This window comes from Streptomyces sp. NPDC093544, from assembly GCF_040683495.1.
Taxonomy (GTDB): domain Bacteria; phylum Actinomycetota; class Actinomycetes; order Streptomycetales; family Streptomycetaceae; genus Streptomyces.
In genome coordinates, this window is the sequence record NZ_JBFBEA010000048.1 from 1 (window position 1) to 13,078 (window position 13,078).

Annotated in this window: 13 protein-coding genes and 1 pseudogene; 6 read left to right on the forward strand and 8 right to left on the reverse strand. The window is 67.9% G+C overall.

The window, feature by feature from the left end; genetic code table 11:
- Positions 1–134: 134 nt before the first annotated feature.
- Positions 135–1,400 carry an NADP-dependent malic enzyme gene (locus tag AB0N66_RS40345; RefSeq protein ID WP_365445232.1) on the reverse strand — a complete coding sequence of 422 codons (1,266 nt, stop codon included), beginning with the start codon at positions 1,398–1,400 and terminating at the stop codon, positions 135–137.
- Between the two features lie 540 nt (positions 1,401–1,940).
- Between AB0N66_RS40345 and AB0N66_RS40350 the strand changes: the two genes are divergently transcribed.
- The 3 genes from AB0N66_RS40350 to AB0N66_RS40360 are packed head-to-tail and all read left to right on the forward strand — an operon-like array spanning position 1,941 to position 4,652.
- On the forward strand, positions 1,941–2,900 hold the full coding sequence (locus AB0N66_RS40350; RefSeq protein ID WP_365445235.1) for an ABC transporter substrate-binding protein: 960 nt from the start codon (positions 1,941–1,943) through the stop codon (positions 2,898–2,900).
- Between the two features lie 28 nt (positions 2,901–2,928).
- A complete protein-coding gene (locus AB0N66_RS40355; protein ID WP_365445238.1) occupies positions 2,929–3,894 on the forward strand; it encodes an amino acid ABC transporter permease in 966 nt (321 codons plus the stop codon).
- Positions 3,891–4,652 (forward strand): amino acid ABC transporter ATP-binding protein, encoded by a 762-nt coding sequence (locus tag AB0N66_RS40360; protein ID WP_365445241.1) that lies wholly within the window; start codon positions 3,891–3,893, stop codon positions 4,650–4,652. Before AB0N66_RS40355 ends, AB0N66_RS40360 begins: the two co-directional genes overlap by 4 nt.
- Before the next feature lie 172 nt (positions 4,653–4,824).
- On the opposite strand, the gene AB0N66_RS40365 is transcribed toward AB0N66_RS40360, so the two are convergent.
- A complete protein-coding gene (locus tag AB0N66_RS40365) occupies positions 4,825–5,583 on the reverse strand; it encodes a class I SAM-dependent methyltransferase (protein WP_365445244.1) in 759 nt (252 codons plus the stop codon).
- Between the two features lie 115 nt (positions 5,584–5,698).
- Here AB0N66_RS40365 and AB0N66_RS40370 point away from each other — a divergent pair, with 115 nt between their 5' ends.
- Entirely contained in the window at positions 5,699–6,328 is a 630-nt protein-coding gene (locus AB0N66_RS40370) for a CGNR zinc finger domain-containing protein (protein ID WP_365445247.1), read from the forward strand.
- Here AB0N66_RS40370 and sodX read toward each other — a convergent pair.
- Positions 6,232–6,666 (reverse strand): nickel-type superoxide dismutase maturation protease, encoded by a 435-nt coding sequence (gene sodX / locus AB0N66_RS40375; protein ID WP_365445346.1) that lies wholly within the window; start codon positions 6,664–6,666, stop codon positions 6,232–6,234. The genes AB0N66_RS40370 and sodX overlap by 97 nt on opposite strands.
- Before the next feature lie 145 nt (positions 6,667–6,811).
- Here sodX and sodN point away from each other — a divergent pair, with 145 nt between their 5' ends.
- On the forward strand, positions 6,812–7,207 hold the full coding sequence (gene sodN, locus AB0N66_RS40380; protein WP_365445250.1) for a superoxide dismutase, Ni: 396 nt from the start codon (positions 6,812–6,814) through the stop codon (positions 7,205–7,207).
- Between the two features lie 7 nt (positions 7,208–7,214).
- Here the strand turns inward: sodN and AB0N66_RS40385 are convergent, their stop codons facing one another.
- The 5 genes and pseudogenes from AB0N66_RS40385 to AB0N66_RS40405 form a co-directional block, all read right to left on the reverse strand.
- A complete protein-coding gene (locus AB0N66_RS40385; RefSeq protein ID WP_365445349.1) occupies positions 7,215–7,922 on the reverse strand; it encodes a site-specific integrase in 708 nt (235 codons plus the stop codon).
- Positions 7,923–8,226: 304 nt separating this feature from the next.
- Positions 8,227–9,537: a hypothetical protein gene (locus tag AB0N66_RS40390; RefSeq protein WP_365445253.1), complete on the reverse strand. Its 1,311-nt coding sequence runs from the start codon at positions 9,535–9,537 to the stop codon at positions 8,227–8,229.
- Between the two features lie 291 nt (positions 9,538–9,828).
- A pseudogene (locus AB0N66_RS40395) lies at positions 9,829–9,933 on the reverse strand (SAM-dependent methyltransferase); the annotation flags it as partial.
- A gap of 326 nt (positions 9,934–10,259) precedes the next feature.
- The gene (locus AB0N66_RS40400; RefSeq protein WP_365445256.1) at positions 10,260–10,841 is read right to left on the reverse strand and encodes a helix-turn-helix domain-containing protein; all 582 of its coding nucleotides are present in this window, start codon (positions 10,839–10,841) and stop codon (positions 10,260–10,262) included.
- A 4-nt stretch (positions 10,842–10,845) separates the two neighbouring features.
- Positions 10,846–12,297, reverse strand: coding sequence for an MFS transporter (locus tag AB0N66_RS40405; protein WP_365445259.1), 1,452 nt, complete (start codon positions 12,295–12,297; stop codon positions 10,846–10,848).
- 182 nt (positions 12,298–12,479) lie between these two features.
- On the opposite strand from AB0N66_RS40405, the gene AB0N66_RS40410 reads away from it, so the two are divergent.
- Positions 12,480–12,905, forward strand: a complete 426-nt coding sequence (locus tag AB0N66_RS40410) for a helix-turn-helix transcriptional regulator (protein WP_365445262.1) — start codon at positions 12,480–12,482, stop codon at positions 12,903–12,905.
- Positions 12,906–13,078 lie beyond the last annotated feature (173 nt).

Consider the following 13,078-nt stretch of genomic DNA (forward strand, 5'->3'; position numbering starts at 1 on the left):
GAGGACGAGGCCGTCCAGGCCGAAAGCGGGGGTCTGGGGGCGCAGCCCCCAGAAACGGGACGGGCAGGGGCGGAGGGGGCGAAAAAAACAGGCCCCGCCGGGAGGAAATCCCAGCGGGGCCAGTCCCACACACCTCAACGCCGAGCCACGCCCTCCGCCCGAGCAGCCGCCGCCACCGCGGCCGTAACCGCCGGGGCCACCCGCTCATCGAACGGCGAGGGAATCACATAGTCGGCGGCAAGATCGTCCCCGACCACCGCGGCCAACGCGTCGGCCGCCGCGATCTTCATCCCCTCGGTGATCCGGGAGGCCCGCACCTGAAGGGCCCCCGCGAAGATCCCGGGGAACGCCAGCACGTTGTTGATCTGGTTCGGGAAGTCCGACCGCCCGGTCGCGACGACAGCCGCGTACTTGTGGGCGATCTCCGGATGCACCTCGGGGTTCGGGTTGGCCATGGCGAACACGAACGCACCCTCGGCCATGGAAGCCACCGCCGGCTCCGGCACCGTACCGCCGGAAACACCGATGAAGACGTCCGCGCCCGCCAGGGCGGACTCCAACGAGCCGGAGATACCCGCCTTGTTGGTGATCGCGGCCAGCTCGCGCTTGACGTCCGTCAGGTCGTCGCGGTCCGAGGAGACGACACCCTTGCGGTCCGTGACGGCGACATCCCCGAGCCCCGCCTCGAGCAGGAACTTGGCGATGGCGACACCGGCCGCACCCGCGCCGGAGATCACCGCGCGCAGGTCGCCCAGCTCCCGGCCGGTCAGCTTCGCGGCGTTCCGCAGGGCCGCCAAGGTCACGACCGCGGTCCCGTGCTGGTCGTCGTGGAAGACCGGGATGTCCAGCCGCTCCTGAAGCTTCCGCTCGATCTCGAAGCAACGGGGCGCGGAGATGTCCTCCAGGTTCACTCCCCCGAAGGAGGGCGCCAGCCGGACCACTGTCTCGACGATCTCGTCGACGCCGGTGCAGGCGAGCGCGATCGGCACGGCGTCGACCCCGCCGAACTGCTTGAAGAGGATCGCCTTCCCCTCCATCACCGGAAGGGAGGCCTCAGGACCGATGTCCCCGAGGCCGAGGACGGCCGTACCGTCCGTCACCACAGCGACGACGGACGACTTCCACGTGTAGTCGTGGACGAGTTCCGGCTGCTCGGCGATCGCGCTGCACACCTTGGCGACGCCGGGCGTGTACGCGAGGGAAAGGTCGTCCTTGTCACGGATGGGCACGGTGGCCTGCACGGCCATCTTGCCGCCACGGTGCAGCGCGAACGCGGGGTCGAAGGGATCGAGGGGCTTGAGCGCCCGCTCCTGATCCGTACTGCCGTCGATGCCGGCGCTGCTGCTGCCGCTGCTGTCACCACTGAGCGCGGTGCGAGGATTGACAATCTCCGCTGCCACTTTGTTTTACCCCTTAAGTCTGCATGTTTTGAGGGTGACCACTCCTGATTGAGGGGTGGGCGGGCACCGCGCAAGCCCAGCCGCCGTGGTTGCGTACGGGCGTATACGCGACGGGCGCGCCGCACACGCGCCCTGAGCCCCGGATGAGGGGTGTAAAGAACCTTCCTACCGGACGGACGGTGTGGACGGCGAGTCCATAGCGGGAAGGTCACACGCCGGTGAGATGACTCATAGCCGAATATATGGACAAGTCCTGGATTTGCCCACATGGCACCGCATGTGCGGAGTGGTGGCCGCTCGCATCCTGGGATGCGCAGAAGATCTTCCGGTCGGAAGGATCAGTTCCCGCACAAGATCCGGCCTCGATGTACCGGCCTGGGGCGGTTCGGGGGTCACCCGTTATCCGATTTTGACATAGCTGGTCGTCTGAATGACGAGGTCCGAATGGCAAGATGCCGTAATCACACAAGGTCGCGACACCCGAAGGTGTGTGTTCTCGTCGACCCATCGGCACCTCACTCATCCGCCGGAGGACCCAACATGACCGCAAGCTCCACCCGTCGTACGACCGCCATGCGCTCCCGGACAGCTGCGGTCGGCGCGATCGCGGTCGCGGGTGCCCTGCTGCTCGCCGGCTGCGGCGACCAGACGAACAGCGACGGAGGCGACAGCTCCTCGGAGCCGTCCAACAGCGCCCCGCTGTTCTCCAAGCTGCCGAAGGCGATCCAGGACGCGGGCGTCATCAAGGTCGGCACGAACGCCGAGTACGCCCCGATGGAGTCGGTGGAGAACGGCAAGATCGTCGGGGTCGACCCGGACATCGCCGCGGCGCTCGGCAAGCAGCTCGGTGTGGACTTCAAGTTCACCTCGGGCTCCTTCGACGGCCTGATCACCGCGGTCAACTCCGGTCGTTACGACATCGCGATGTCGTCCATCACGGACAACAAGCAGCGCCAGGAGGGCCTGGACGACAGTGGCAAGAAGCTCGGTGAGGGCGTCGACTTCGTCGACTACTTCGTCGCGGGCACGGCCATCTACGTCAAGAAGGGCAACCCCGAGGGCGTCAACGGCATCGAGGACCTGTGTGGCAAGACGGCTGCCGTGCAGCGCGGCACCACGTACGAAGAGGCCCTCCAGGACCAGTCCAAGAAGTGTACGGACGGCGGCAAGAAGGCCATCAACATCGAGTCGTTCGAGAACGACACCGAGGCCCAGACCCGGGTGAAGTCCGGCGGCGCCGTGGCCGGCATCAACGACTACCCGGTGGCCCTCGACCTGTCCCGCAAGGCGGACAACGGCAACGCGTTCGAGGTCGTCGGCGAGCAGTACGACGCCGGACCGTTCGGCATCGTACTGAGCAAGAAGAACACCGAGCTCCGCGATGTCCTGAAGGAAGCCGTCGACGCGATCATCGCGGACGGTTCCTACAAGAAGGTGCTGGAGAAGTGGGGCGCGGAGTCGGGCGCGATCGACAAGTCCGCGATCAACGGCGGCAAGTGAGCCGAGCGCACCACTGAAGGGCAGTCACGTGACTGACAAGTTCGACAAGTCCCCCTCGGACAACCCGCCCCCGGGAGAGACGGTTTCCCCGTCCCCGGTGCCCGCGGGCGGTCCTGAGGCCATCAAGGCGATCCCCGTCCCGCACTACGGCCGGTGGGCCAGCGGCATCATCGTCATCGCGCTCCTCACGGCGCTCATCTACGCGTTCTCGCAGGGCAACATCCAGTGGCACACGGTCGGCGACCAGCTCTTCGTGTCCAGCGTCGTCCAGGGCGCCGGCCGCACGCTGCTGATCAGCGTGCTGTCCATGATCGTGGGTGTGGTCCTCGGCATCATCCTCGCGGTGATGCGGCTCTCGAAGAACCCGGTGACCAGCACCGTCGCGTGGCTGTACATCTGGTTCTTCCGCGGCACACCGGTCTACGTCCAGCTGCTGCTCTGGTTCAACCTGGCGCTGATCTTCCCCGTCCTCAACCTCGGTCCGATCTACAAGGACGAGATGACCGACGTCATGACCCCGTTCATGTGCGCCCTCCTCGGCCTCGGCCTGAACGAGGCCGCGTACATGGCCGAGATCTGCCGGGCCGGCCTGCTGGCCGTCGACGAGGGCCAGACGGAGGCCTCGCACGCGCTGGGCATGAGCCACACCAAGACCCTGCGCCGGATCGTGATCCCGCAGGCGATGCGCGTCATCGTGCCGCCGACCGGCAACGAGTTCATCAACATGCTGAAGACCTCATCGCTGGTGTACGCGGTCACGTACAACGAACTGCTGCGCTCGACCTCGGCGATCGGCTCCACGTCGTACGCGGTGATGGAGATGCTCTTCGTCGCGTCGATCTGGTACCTGGTCATGACCAGCGTGTTCAGCGTCTTCCAGTACTACCTGGAGCGGTACTACGCGCGCGGCTCCCTCCGCAGTCTGCCGGCCACCCCCTGGCAGAAGATCAAGGCGAACATGCTTGCGCTCGGCAGTGAAAGGGGCAAGGGATGACCGCCATGGTGAAGTCCGAGGGCGTCCACAAGTCCTTCGGCCCCGTCCAGGTCCTCAAGGGCATCGACCTGGAGGTGAACACCGGCGAGGTGTTCTGCCTCATCGGCCCGTCCGGCTCCGGCAAGTCGACCTTCCTGCGGTGCATCAACCACCTTGAGAAGATCAACGCCGGGCGCCTGTACGTCGACGGTGAGCTGGTCGGTTATCGCCAGAAGGGCGACAAGCTGTACGAGCTCAAGGACAGCGAGGTCGCTCTGAAGCGGCGGGACATCGGCATGGTGTTCCAGCGCTTCAACCTGTTCCCGCACATGACCGCGCTCGAAAACGTCATGGAGGCGCCGGTCCAGGTCAAGGGCGTCAGCAGGGCCCAGGCGCGGGAGCGCGCGGGCCAGCTCCTGGATCGGGTGGGCCTGGCCGACAAGGCGAAGACCTACCCCTCGCAGCTCTCCGGCGGCCAGCAGCAACGTGTCGCCATCGCCCGCGCGCTGGCGATGGACCCCAAGCTGATGCTCTTCGACGAGCCCACCTCGGCCCTCGACCCGGAGCTGGTCGGTGACGTCCTCGACGTCATGCGCGACCTCGCCGAGTCCGGCATGACGATGATCGTCGTCACCCACGAGATGGGCTTCGCCCGCGAGGTGGGCGACTCGCTGGTCTTCATGGACGGCGGCGTGGTGGTCGAGGCCGGCAACCCCCGCGACGTACTGACGAATCCGCAGCACGAGCGGACGCAGTCGTTCCTGTCGAAGGTGCTGTAGCGGTACGCGCGTTGTCGCTGGTGCTTCGGCGGTACGTGCGGAAAGGGGCGGTACGGGATATCCGTACCGCCCCTTTTTCCGTGAGCCGCCGTGAGCCTCTGTGGGTCTCCGTGAGCCTCCATTTAGCTCCCTGGGCCTCCGCGAGCCTCACGTACCGGAGTGGCCGCTTGGGCTACTTGACCGCGAGCACCAGCGCGTCGCTCGGTGAGCGCCACACAGGGCGGGCCTCCCCGAAACCTTTCTCGCGCAGTACGCGCGCGTGCCAGTCGGGGGAGGGTGTGTCGCCGTCGGCGTGCTCACCGTAGATCTCGAACCGGCGGGCGGTCGGCGCGGCGAGGACGGGGTCCTGGGCCGCGAGCTGCCACCATTCGGCCCAGTCGAGGACGCCTTTCGCCTTGGCCTGATCCATACGGGCGTGCCGCTGCGCACGGTCCGCCGCGTTGATCCGTGGCGTCGTCTCGTCGATCATGTGGTCGGCGTTCATGAAGACACCGCCGTCGCGGACGAGGTCCGCGATCTGACCGTAGAGGGCCGCGAGGGGTTCGCTGTGCAGCCAGTGCAGGGCCGTGGCGGTCAGAACGGCGTCGTACGAGTCGTACGGCAGCCGGGCGGGCCACTGCGGGTCCTTGAGGTCGGCCGTGACGAAGGTGACCCGGTCGTCGCCCGCGAAGGTGCCCTCGGCGATGGCGAGCAGCGCGGGGTCGAGGTCGACGCCGGTGCTGGTGGCCTCCGGGAGGCGGTCGAACAACCGGGCGGTGATGGTTCCGGTGCCGCAGGCGAGGTCGAGGACGCGCGGCGCGGGTCCGACCAGGGCCTCCACCATGTCGAGCATCACCCGGAAGCGCTCCTCGCGGTCCGGCATGTACCACTCCTGCTGCCGGTCCCAGCTCTCCTGCCAGGCGCCCCAGTCGGTTCCGGTGGTGGTGGTCATGAAAGCCCCTTCGCTCGGCCGCGTGATACCGGCCCTGCCCGTAATACCCTTGAAGCACAGTCATCTGTTACTTCTGCACATCCACGACGATAGAGCGCCCCCGTAAGGACTACAAGTGGAACTGGCCTATTACTCGGATTACGCGGTACGCCTCGTCAACAGCGAGGAGCCGCTCCGGGGCAAGGACTCGCTCACCTCGGTGGACGCCGTCCGTGACCTCTTCGGGGGCAACTCCTCGGCGGCCCGCCGGACCACGGACGCGGACGTCACCCGATTCCGCTCCGTACGGGCCCGGCTGCGCGCGATCTTCGAGGCGGCCGACGGCGGCAACGAGACCCTGGCCGTGGACCTGCTGAACTCACTCCTGCTGGAGTTCCCGGTGAGCCCTCAGATCTCCGGGCACGACTACCGGGACGACGACGGGCGCCCGCTGTGGCACATGCACCTGGCGGACCACCCGTCGAACGCGACCGCGGGCTACGCGGCGATCGCGGCGATGGGCCTGGCCTTCCATCTGACGGAACACGGCGTCGACCGCCTGGGCCTGTGCGAGGCAGCCCCCTGCCGCAACGCCTACCTGGACACCTCCACCAACCGCTCCCGGCGCTACTGCTCGGACCGCTGCGCGACCCGCGCCAACGTGGCCGCCTACCGCGCCCGCAAGCGCCTGGACGCGGACCGGTCCGACAGCACTGGCCTGGCGGCACCGAGCACCCAGCGCACCAGCGTGAACGGCGACCGCTGATCCCTTCGCAGCGGGCGGTACCGGAACCGGACCTTCCCGAGGACAAGCTCCTCGGGCACGGTGCCGTAGTCGGTGCTGTCCCCACCGGCGTACGCGTTGTCGCCGAGCACCCACCACCCGCCCTCACGCCGCTCCGCGATCCGCTTCACGACGAGCAGATCCTGCTGGAAGGGATGCCGCATCACGACGACGTCCCCCGGCCTGACCCGCGCCCCGTACTGCACGACGAGCCGATCCCCGTGCCGCAGCGTGGGCACCATGGACGGCCCCGTCACCTCCGCCACCCCAAAGGGCAGGACGGCCCTCCCACGCTCGGTCTCCTGCGACAGCTCCGGCATCACCGGCACCTCCCCGGTCCTATCCTCCACGAGTCCCAGTCTCACCCTGGACTTTTGTCCTAAGCCCACGGGGGCACTCGCGAAAACCCGTCTCCTACGGAGTAATGTCCCACCTGAGAAGACGATCACGAGGAAGGACAGCAGCATGCTCTCCCGCCTGTTTGCCCCCAAGGTCATGGTCAGCGCCCACTGCGACCTGCCCTGCGGTGTGTACGACCCCGCCCAGGCCCGCATCGAGGCGGAGTCGGTAAAGGCCGTCCAGGAAAAGCTGGCCGCCAACGACGACCCGCACTTCCAGACGCGCGGCACCGTCATCAAGGAGCAGCGCGCCGAGCTCGCCAAGCACCACGTCTCGGTGCTCTGGAGCGACTACTTCAAGCCCCCGCACTTCGAGAAGTACCCGGAGCTGCACCAGCTCGTCAACGACACCCTCAAGGCCCTCTCGGCCGCCAAGGCGTCCACCGACCCGGCGACGGGCCAGAAGGCGCTGGACTACATCGCCCAGATCGACAAGATCTTCTGGGAGACGAAGAAGGCCTGATCTTTGTCTAGGCCGTCTGCCCTGCGTTTTCGCGGGTCGCGTCGCCTACCTGTCCGCACCCGGTCCGCAGGCCGCCGAGAACGGCGTCAATGACGGAGCGGGTGCGGTCTTCTTCGCCCGGCCAGAGGTGCGCGTAGATCCGCAGGGTGATGACAGCGGACGCGTGACCGACGACCGACTGGACCTGCGTGACGCTTGCTCCGCCGGCAATGAGCGCGGAGGCGTAGAAGTGCCGCAGGTCGTGGGTCACCATGTGCGGGAGTTCAACGGGCGGGCTTGCGGCCTTCGCGCCCGACAGCGTCGTTCTCGGCTGCCTGGAGGTCCCTGCGGGCGCAGTTCCAGCGCAGTTCCACTCCGTCTTCCAGCGGCGGTAGTTGATCGGCTCCCCCTCCTCCATCGTGAACAGCCACTCCTTGGACGGGCGCGCGGCGAGGTGTTGGAGGAGGGCATCGGTGACGACCTCGCCGACCGGGACGGTGCGCCTCGACTTGGCGGTCTTCGGTGGGCCGTGCTTCCCGGACTGGACCCTCTGACGGTCGACGCGAATGGTGCCGGCCTTGAAGTCCACGTCCGACACCTTCAGGCCGAACAGCTCACCGATGCGCGCGCCTGAGCCGGCGAGCGGGACGATCGCCGCGCGGATGTACGGCGGCATCACGCGGGCCATAGCTTCGACCTGCGGGACCGTGGGCGGCGTGACCTCCTCGCCCGGCATGGCCGGAAGGGTGATCCGGCGGCACGGGCTGGGGGCGATGACCCTGTCCTCGACGGCCGCGGTCGGCACCGAGCGAGAAGACGACAGCGCCGACTGCCCGGCCGAGGTCCGCAACTGGCGCATCACCGCCCAACCGAACCGGCGAGCGCAAGCGGCTCGCAGGCGAAGCACCGTCAGCGACGCCACGTCTCAGCGAGCCGCGTTTACAACCCGGCGGTCGGGGCGCAGTTGCGTGGGGTCAGTGTCCCTCCGGGACACTGACCCCAAAATCGTTCGACAGAGCCGGGCGAACCGCTCGACTTGGTCAGCCGACGAGTTCGACCATGGTGGTCGCCGTTCCGGACACATGCTGGGCGTCCCCCGCGTAGGTGACCGTGTACTGAGCGTACATATTCCAGTCGGGCGGAGTGTCACCGAAGCTAAAGGTGCCGTCCCGTCGGATCCTCACGTCCGGCAGCTCCAGGCCGTTGCGCGTCACCTTGACCTGGCCACCCTTCGGGAAGGGGACCATGGAGGTCAGTTTCCCCGTTACGGTGACAGGCGTGCCAACGGGGTTGGTCAGCGGGGCGGACAGAGTGATCGTGCTGGACGCCTTGGCCAGGTCGGAGACGATGTCGAGAGTGACCTCGCCGGAGTACGGGAATCGAGTGGCGAACAGCCTGCTGCCGTCGGGCGCCCAGGCCAGGCCCCGGTCGAGTAGATCCATGTACGGCCATGACAGCGCGACCGTGCGGTACGCGGTGGTCTCTCCGGGGCGGTAGATGTAGACGTCCCAATCCCCTCCCGCCACGATCCCCGCAGCGACCGTGCCGTGGGAGTCGACGGCGACAGAATTGGGGTATGGGCCGGTGTCGTACCGAACCTCTTCCGTCAAGTCCGACAGGCGCCACCGCTGATGGTAGTAGTCATAGCCGTCCGCAGTGATCACACTGCTGCCGTCCGGCGTCACCGCCAGGTCTTCGACATCGCCGACGGCGTCGCTGTAGGCAGTCTCCCGAAGCGTGCCGGAGCCCACGTCGTAGACGCGCATGCCTGCCATGCCCTGACTGTCCGCGGCGACGAGCCGGTCGGGCGCGCCCGCCGACGAGGCGAGTCGCGGCTTGCCATACCAGACGGGGTTGTCGTCCAGGGTGACACTCGGGGTCGCGTCGGCGACAGCAACCGACCCGATGCCTGCGTCGAAGACGGTGGCCTGGTAGCTGAAGAAAAGTCGGCCGCCGGCGAGGGCTAGGTTCTCCGGTTCGGTGTCGGCCCCGGTCGAAATGCGCTGCGTCTCGGTCAAGGTCGCGACGTCGATCACGGAGATCGCGTCAGCGTCCGGGAGTGCCACGTACAGGGTGGACTCGTCGACGGACTCGGCCATGCCCCGCGCCCCGTCCAGACCCTCCACCCTCTTCACGACCTGTCCGTCGTGGTCGGTGGCCAGCACTGCATCATCGCCGGGCGCGCTGACGTAGACGTGATCGCTGTCGGCGAGGGTCTGCCAGTGCGACCGCACGGGCAGAACGATGCCGCCCTGAGATTGTGCCGCTTCCGCGCCGGGAGCACCGAGCAGATTGAGCGACGCGGTCGCCAGCACCAGCACGGCAGCAGCCGCACGTCTTCGTATGCGCATTTGACAGCTCCTTCGAGTAGGGATCCGGCCGCACGGACGCAGTCGGCGAAGCAACTGTATTGATCCTCAATGACATTGAGCCCCCAGGATGATCACCTAAAGGATTAACTTCCAGTCCTCAGCCCGCGCGCGCTGTGGGTAACTGCGAGACCCACGTCCGCACCTCGTTCATGTGCTCGGGCCGCAGCCCGAGGCGCGGGTCGGGCTGCACAAGCAGGGTCGCCGTTCGACGTCGAAGAGCAGGTAGGGCGGACGCATCGGTTCCTCCATGGGAAACCGGGCGGATGACCGTCAGAGCCTGCGAGCGCGGATCAGGAGAGTGGTGGGCCAGTGGTCCGTGCGGGAGTCGTGGAACTCCTGGGCCGAAGTGAGCCGGAAGCCCGCCTGGCGCAGGTGAGTACGGAGGGGCGGTCGCAGTGGATCAGCCGGGCCCGAAGGGCCCGGTCAGGCTGCGGCGGATGACTGTGGTGACAATGTCCGCGCAGGGCCGACCGGTTGAACCCTCGCACCGTGGAGACGAGGGCTCGCGCCGTGGGGACGAATTCGGCGCTGATCTGCGCCCAGATGTCGAGGGTGGTGCGGATGGAAGGGACTACCTGAGCCGCTGCGGGGTCCCGTCCCGTAGCGGCTCAGATGGCCTTCTCCCGCAGCGCGCGGATGCCATCCGGGGCTCTGCAGTGGCTCTGCGATGACTCTGTGGTGGCCCTCTGGTGGCTCTGTGGTCAGGTGCTGAGGGCTTTCAGAACCAGCTCGCTGTAGCGGCGCCACACGGCCGGATCGCGGATTTCCATGGCGACGAGCTGACGGATGTAGCCGCCGAAGAGGATCTGGAGGTCCTCGACGGTGACCTCCGGACCGATCCCGCCCTGCTCCCTCGCTGCGGTCACCAGACCGTTGAGATGGGCCCGGATGGAGCGGTTGCGTGCCTGGAAGATCGTGGGGACGACGTCCGCCAGGACCCTGTCGCCCGCGAGCCGCTCCGCCACGTCGCCCGTGAAGTCGGCGAGTGCCTGGTAGGCATCGGACTCCGCCAGCGCCTGTACGACCCGCTGCTCCATCCACCGCAGCTGATAGTCGGCGACGGCCTCGATCAGGTCGGCCTTCGTCGCAAAGCTGCGGTAGACAGTGGCCTTCCCCACCCCCGCCCGATTCGCGACCTCCGGGACCGTCGCCGCCAGACCGCGCTCGGAGAAGACCTCCAGCGCGGCGGCGATGATCCTCTCGTGGTTGCGGCGGGCGTCGGCGCGCCGTTCGGACCAGTCCTGGTCCAGAGACGCTGGCGGGGCGGGCTGTGACTGCGGCATACGGTCAGTCTCCCTGACGCGACCCGGCACTCCCCACCGTGGCGGGAGCGGCGGCGGCCCCTGCCTGCTGCGCCCGATCGGCACGGGCACGGGGGATGAGGAGGGCCGCGCCCCCCGCGACGAGCGCCGCGACCGCCCCGATGGCGAACGCATCGGTGAAGGCTGAATCGGCGGGAAGCAGCGTCCCCGCGGTGATACTGCCGGCCAGCAGCGTGGCGGCCACCTGCGAACCGATGGACGAACCGAGCGAACGGATCAGGGCGTTCACCCCGGTCGCCTGCCCTGTCATGGAGGGCGGGACCGCGTCCACGATCAGGGTGGGCATCGCCGCCATGGCCAGTCCCATACCACCGAAGACGACTATGGAGTAGATCACGATGGTGGTGACGGAGCCGTGCTGGGCGGCCAGCAGTCCCAGACCGACCGCCGCGACCAGCACGCCGACGGCGAGCGTGACCTTGCCACCGAACCTCAGCGAAAGCTTCCCGGAGAGAGCGCCGGTCACGAGCATCACCAGGCAGGCCGGCAGGAGGAGCAGACCCGCCTTGGTCGCGTCCATGCCGAAGCCGTAGCCGGACACCTCGGGGGTCTGCGCGATCTGCGGGATGAGAACGAAGGCTCCGAACATGCCGAAGCCGACCAGCAAGGTGGTGACGTTGGTGGCGAGCACCGTCGGACGGCGCAGCACCGACATGTCCACCAGCGGCTCACGGACGCGCTGTTCGAACAGGCCGAAGAGCACCAGGACGATGAGACCGGCGGCGATGAGTCCCAGGACGCGGGCGTCGGTCCAGCCCCATGCGGCGGTCTTGGTGAGGGCGATCAGCGGAGCTGTCACACCGATCGCCAGCAGCACGGCACCGATGTAGTCGACCTTGCCCTTGACGTGGTGGCTGCCGGCGGGCAGGGTCCGTACGCCCAAGGTCGCCAGTCCGGCCATGATCGCGCCGGACCAGAAGATCCAGTGGTACGAGGTGTGGTCGATCAGCAGACCGCCCAGCAGCAGACCCGCTCCGGCGCCGATACCGGCGATCGCCGAGATCAGTCCGAGCGCCCCCGGCTTGCGGTTCGGCGGGAAGTCGTCGCTGATGATGCCGAAGCAGAGCGGGAAGATACCGCCGCCGGCCCCCTGGATCACGCGGGCCACGACGAGGAGCCAGACGTTGCTGACCAAAGCGGCCATCACGGCGCCGACGCCGAAGAGGAGCAGCGCGATGAGCAGCATGCGGCGCTTGCCGAACATGTCGCCGAGCCGGCCGATCACGGGCGTCAGGATCGCCGCCGACACCAGGTAGCCCGTCAGGAGCCATGTCACGTTCGCGGGACTGGTGTGCAACGTCGCCGCCATGCTGGTCATGGCCGGGACCACAGCGGTCTGGGCGAGCGCATAGGCCGCGGCTGCCAGGGCCAAGACCAGGAGCGAGCCCTTCGGGGGGCTCTTCGAGTCGGCACTCATCTCGTATTTCTCTCCACTCGCAACAGTTAATCGGACCCATGGATCCGTTTTACTGCCCGAGAGTACTTCAACCGGTCTCAAGGGTCCATTTACGTCCGGGGTGCCGTGCTCCGGCGCCCGCACCTCTCCGTCAGCGCCCCGCGCCCGTACCCCCTGTCAGTGCCCCGTGCCATCCTGATGAAGTGACTGTGGAGGACCTGGTCCGGCTGCGCCGGGCCCGTGACCGGATGGATCGTGAGTACGCGGAGCCGCTGGAGATGGCGGAGCTCGCGCGTACCGCGCTGATGTCGCCGGGCCATTTCCAGCGGAGCTTCCGGGCCGCCTTCGGCGAGACTCCGTACACCTATCTGATGACCCGCAGGATCGAGCGCGCCAAGGCCCTCCTGCGCCGCGGCGAGCTGACGGTCACGGAGGTGTGCTTCGCCGTGGGCTGCGCCTCGCTCGGCTCCTTCAGCTCCCGTTTCACGGAGCTGGTCGGTGAGACCCCGAGCGCGTACCGGGCGCGGCCGCACGAGCACGGCGCCCCGATCCCGTCCTGCGTGGCCCAGCGCCTCACCCGCCCGGCCCGCCACCGCAATCCGGAGGCGGAACCGGGCACACGCCTCTAGGTTTGCTGTCCCGGCACGTTGGTGACAACGGCTTGCAGCTCGACGCACCAACCCCCCTCACCTGCGTCAATGAGGCGCCGCCGATTTCCTCCGACCTGATCGGCCGGACAGGCCCTAGCGTGGCCCCATGACTGGACCCGTGACTGGACCCGTGGATGGACCCGTGGATGGAC

Bases quoted from the DNA above. Each gene is read 5' to 3' on its own strand.
- AB0N66_RS40405 (WP_365445259.1), bottom strand. From the start codon at position 12,297: ATGAGTGCCGACTCGAAGAGCCCCCCGAAGGGCTCGCTCCTGGTCTTG.
- AB0N66_RS40365 (WP_365445244.1), bottom strand. From the start codon at position 5,583: ATGACCACCACCACCGGAACCGACTGGGGCGCCTGGCAGGAGAGCTGG.
- AB0N66_RS40360 (WP_365445241.1), top strand. From the start codon at position 3,891: ATGACCGCCATGGTGAAGTCCGAGGGCGTCCACAAGTCCTTCGGCCCC.
- sodX (WP_365445346.1), bottom strand. From the start codon at position 6,666: ATGCCGGAGCTGTCGCAGGAGACCGAGCGTGGGAGGGCCGTCCTGCCC.
- AB0N66_RS40350 (WP_365445235.1), top strand. From the start codon at position 1,941: ATGACCGCAAGCTCCACCCGTCGTACGACCGCCATGCGCTCCCGGACA.
- AB0N66_RS40400 (WP_365445256.1), bottom strand. From the start codon at position 10,841: ATGCCGCAGTCACAGCCCGCCCCGCCAGCGTCTCTGGACCAGGACTGG.
- AB0N66_RS40390 (WP_365445253.1), bottom strand. From the start codon at position 9,537: ATGCGCATACGAAGACGTGCGGCTGCTGCCGTGCTGGTGCTGGCGACC.
- sodN (WP_365445250.1), top strand. From the start codon at position 6,812: ATGCTCTCCCGCCTGTTTGCCCCCAAGGTCATGGTCAGCGCCCACTGC.
- AB0N66_RS40385 (WP_365445349.1), bottom strand. From the start codon at position 7,922: ATGCCGGGCGAGGAGGTCACGCCGCCCACGGTCCCGCAGGTCGAAGCT.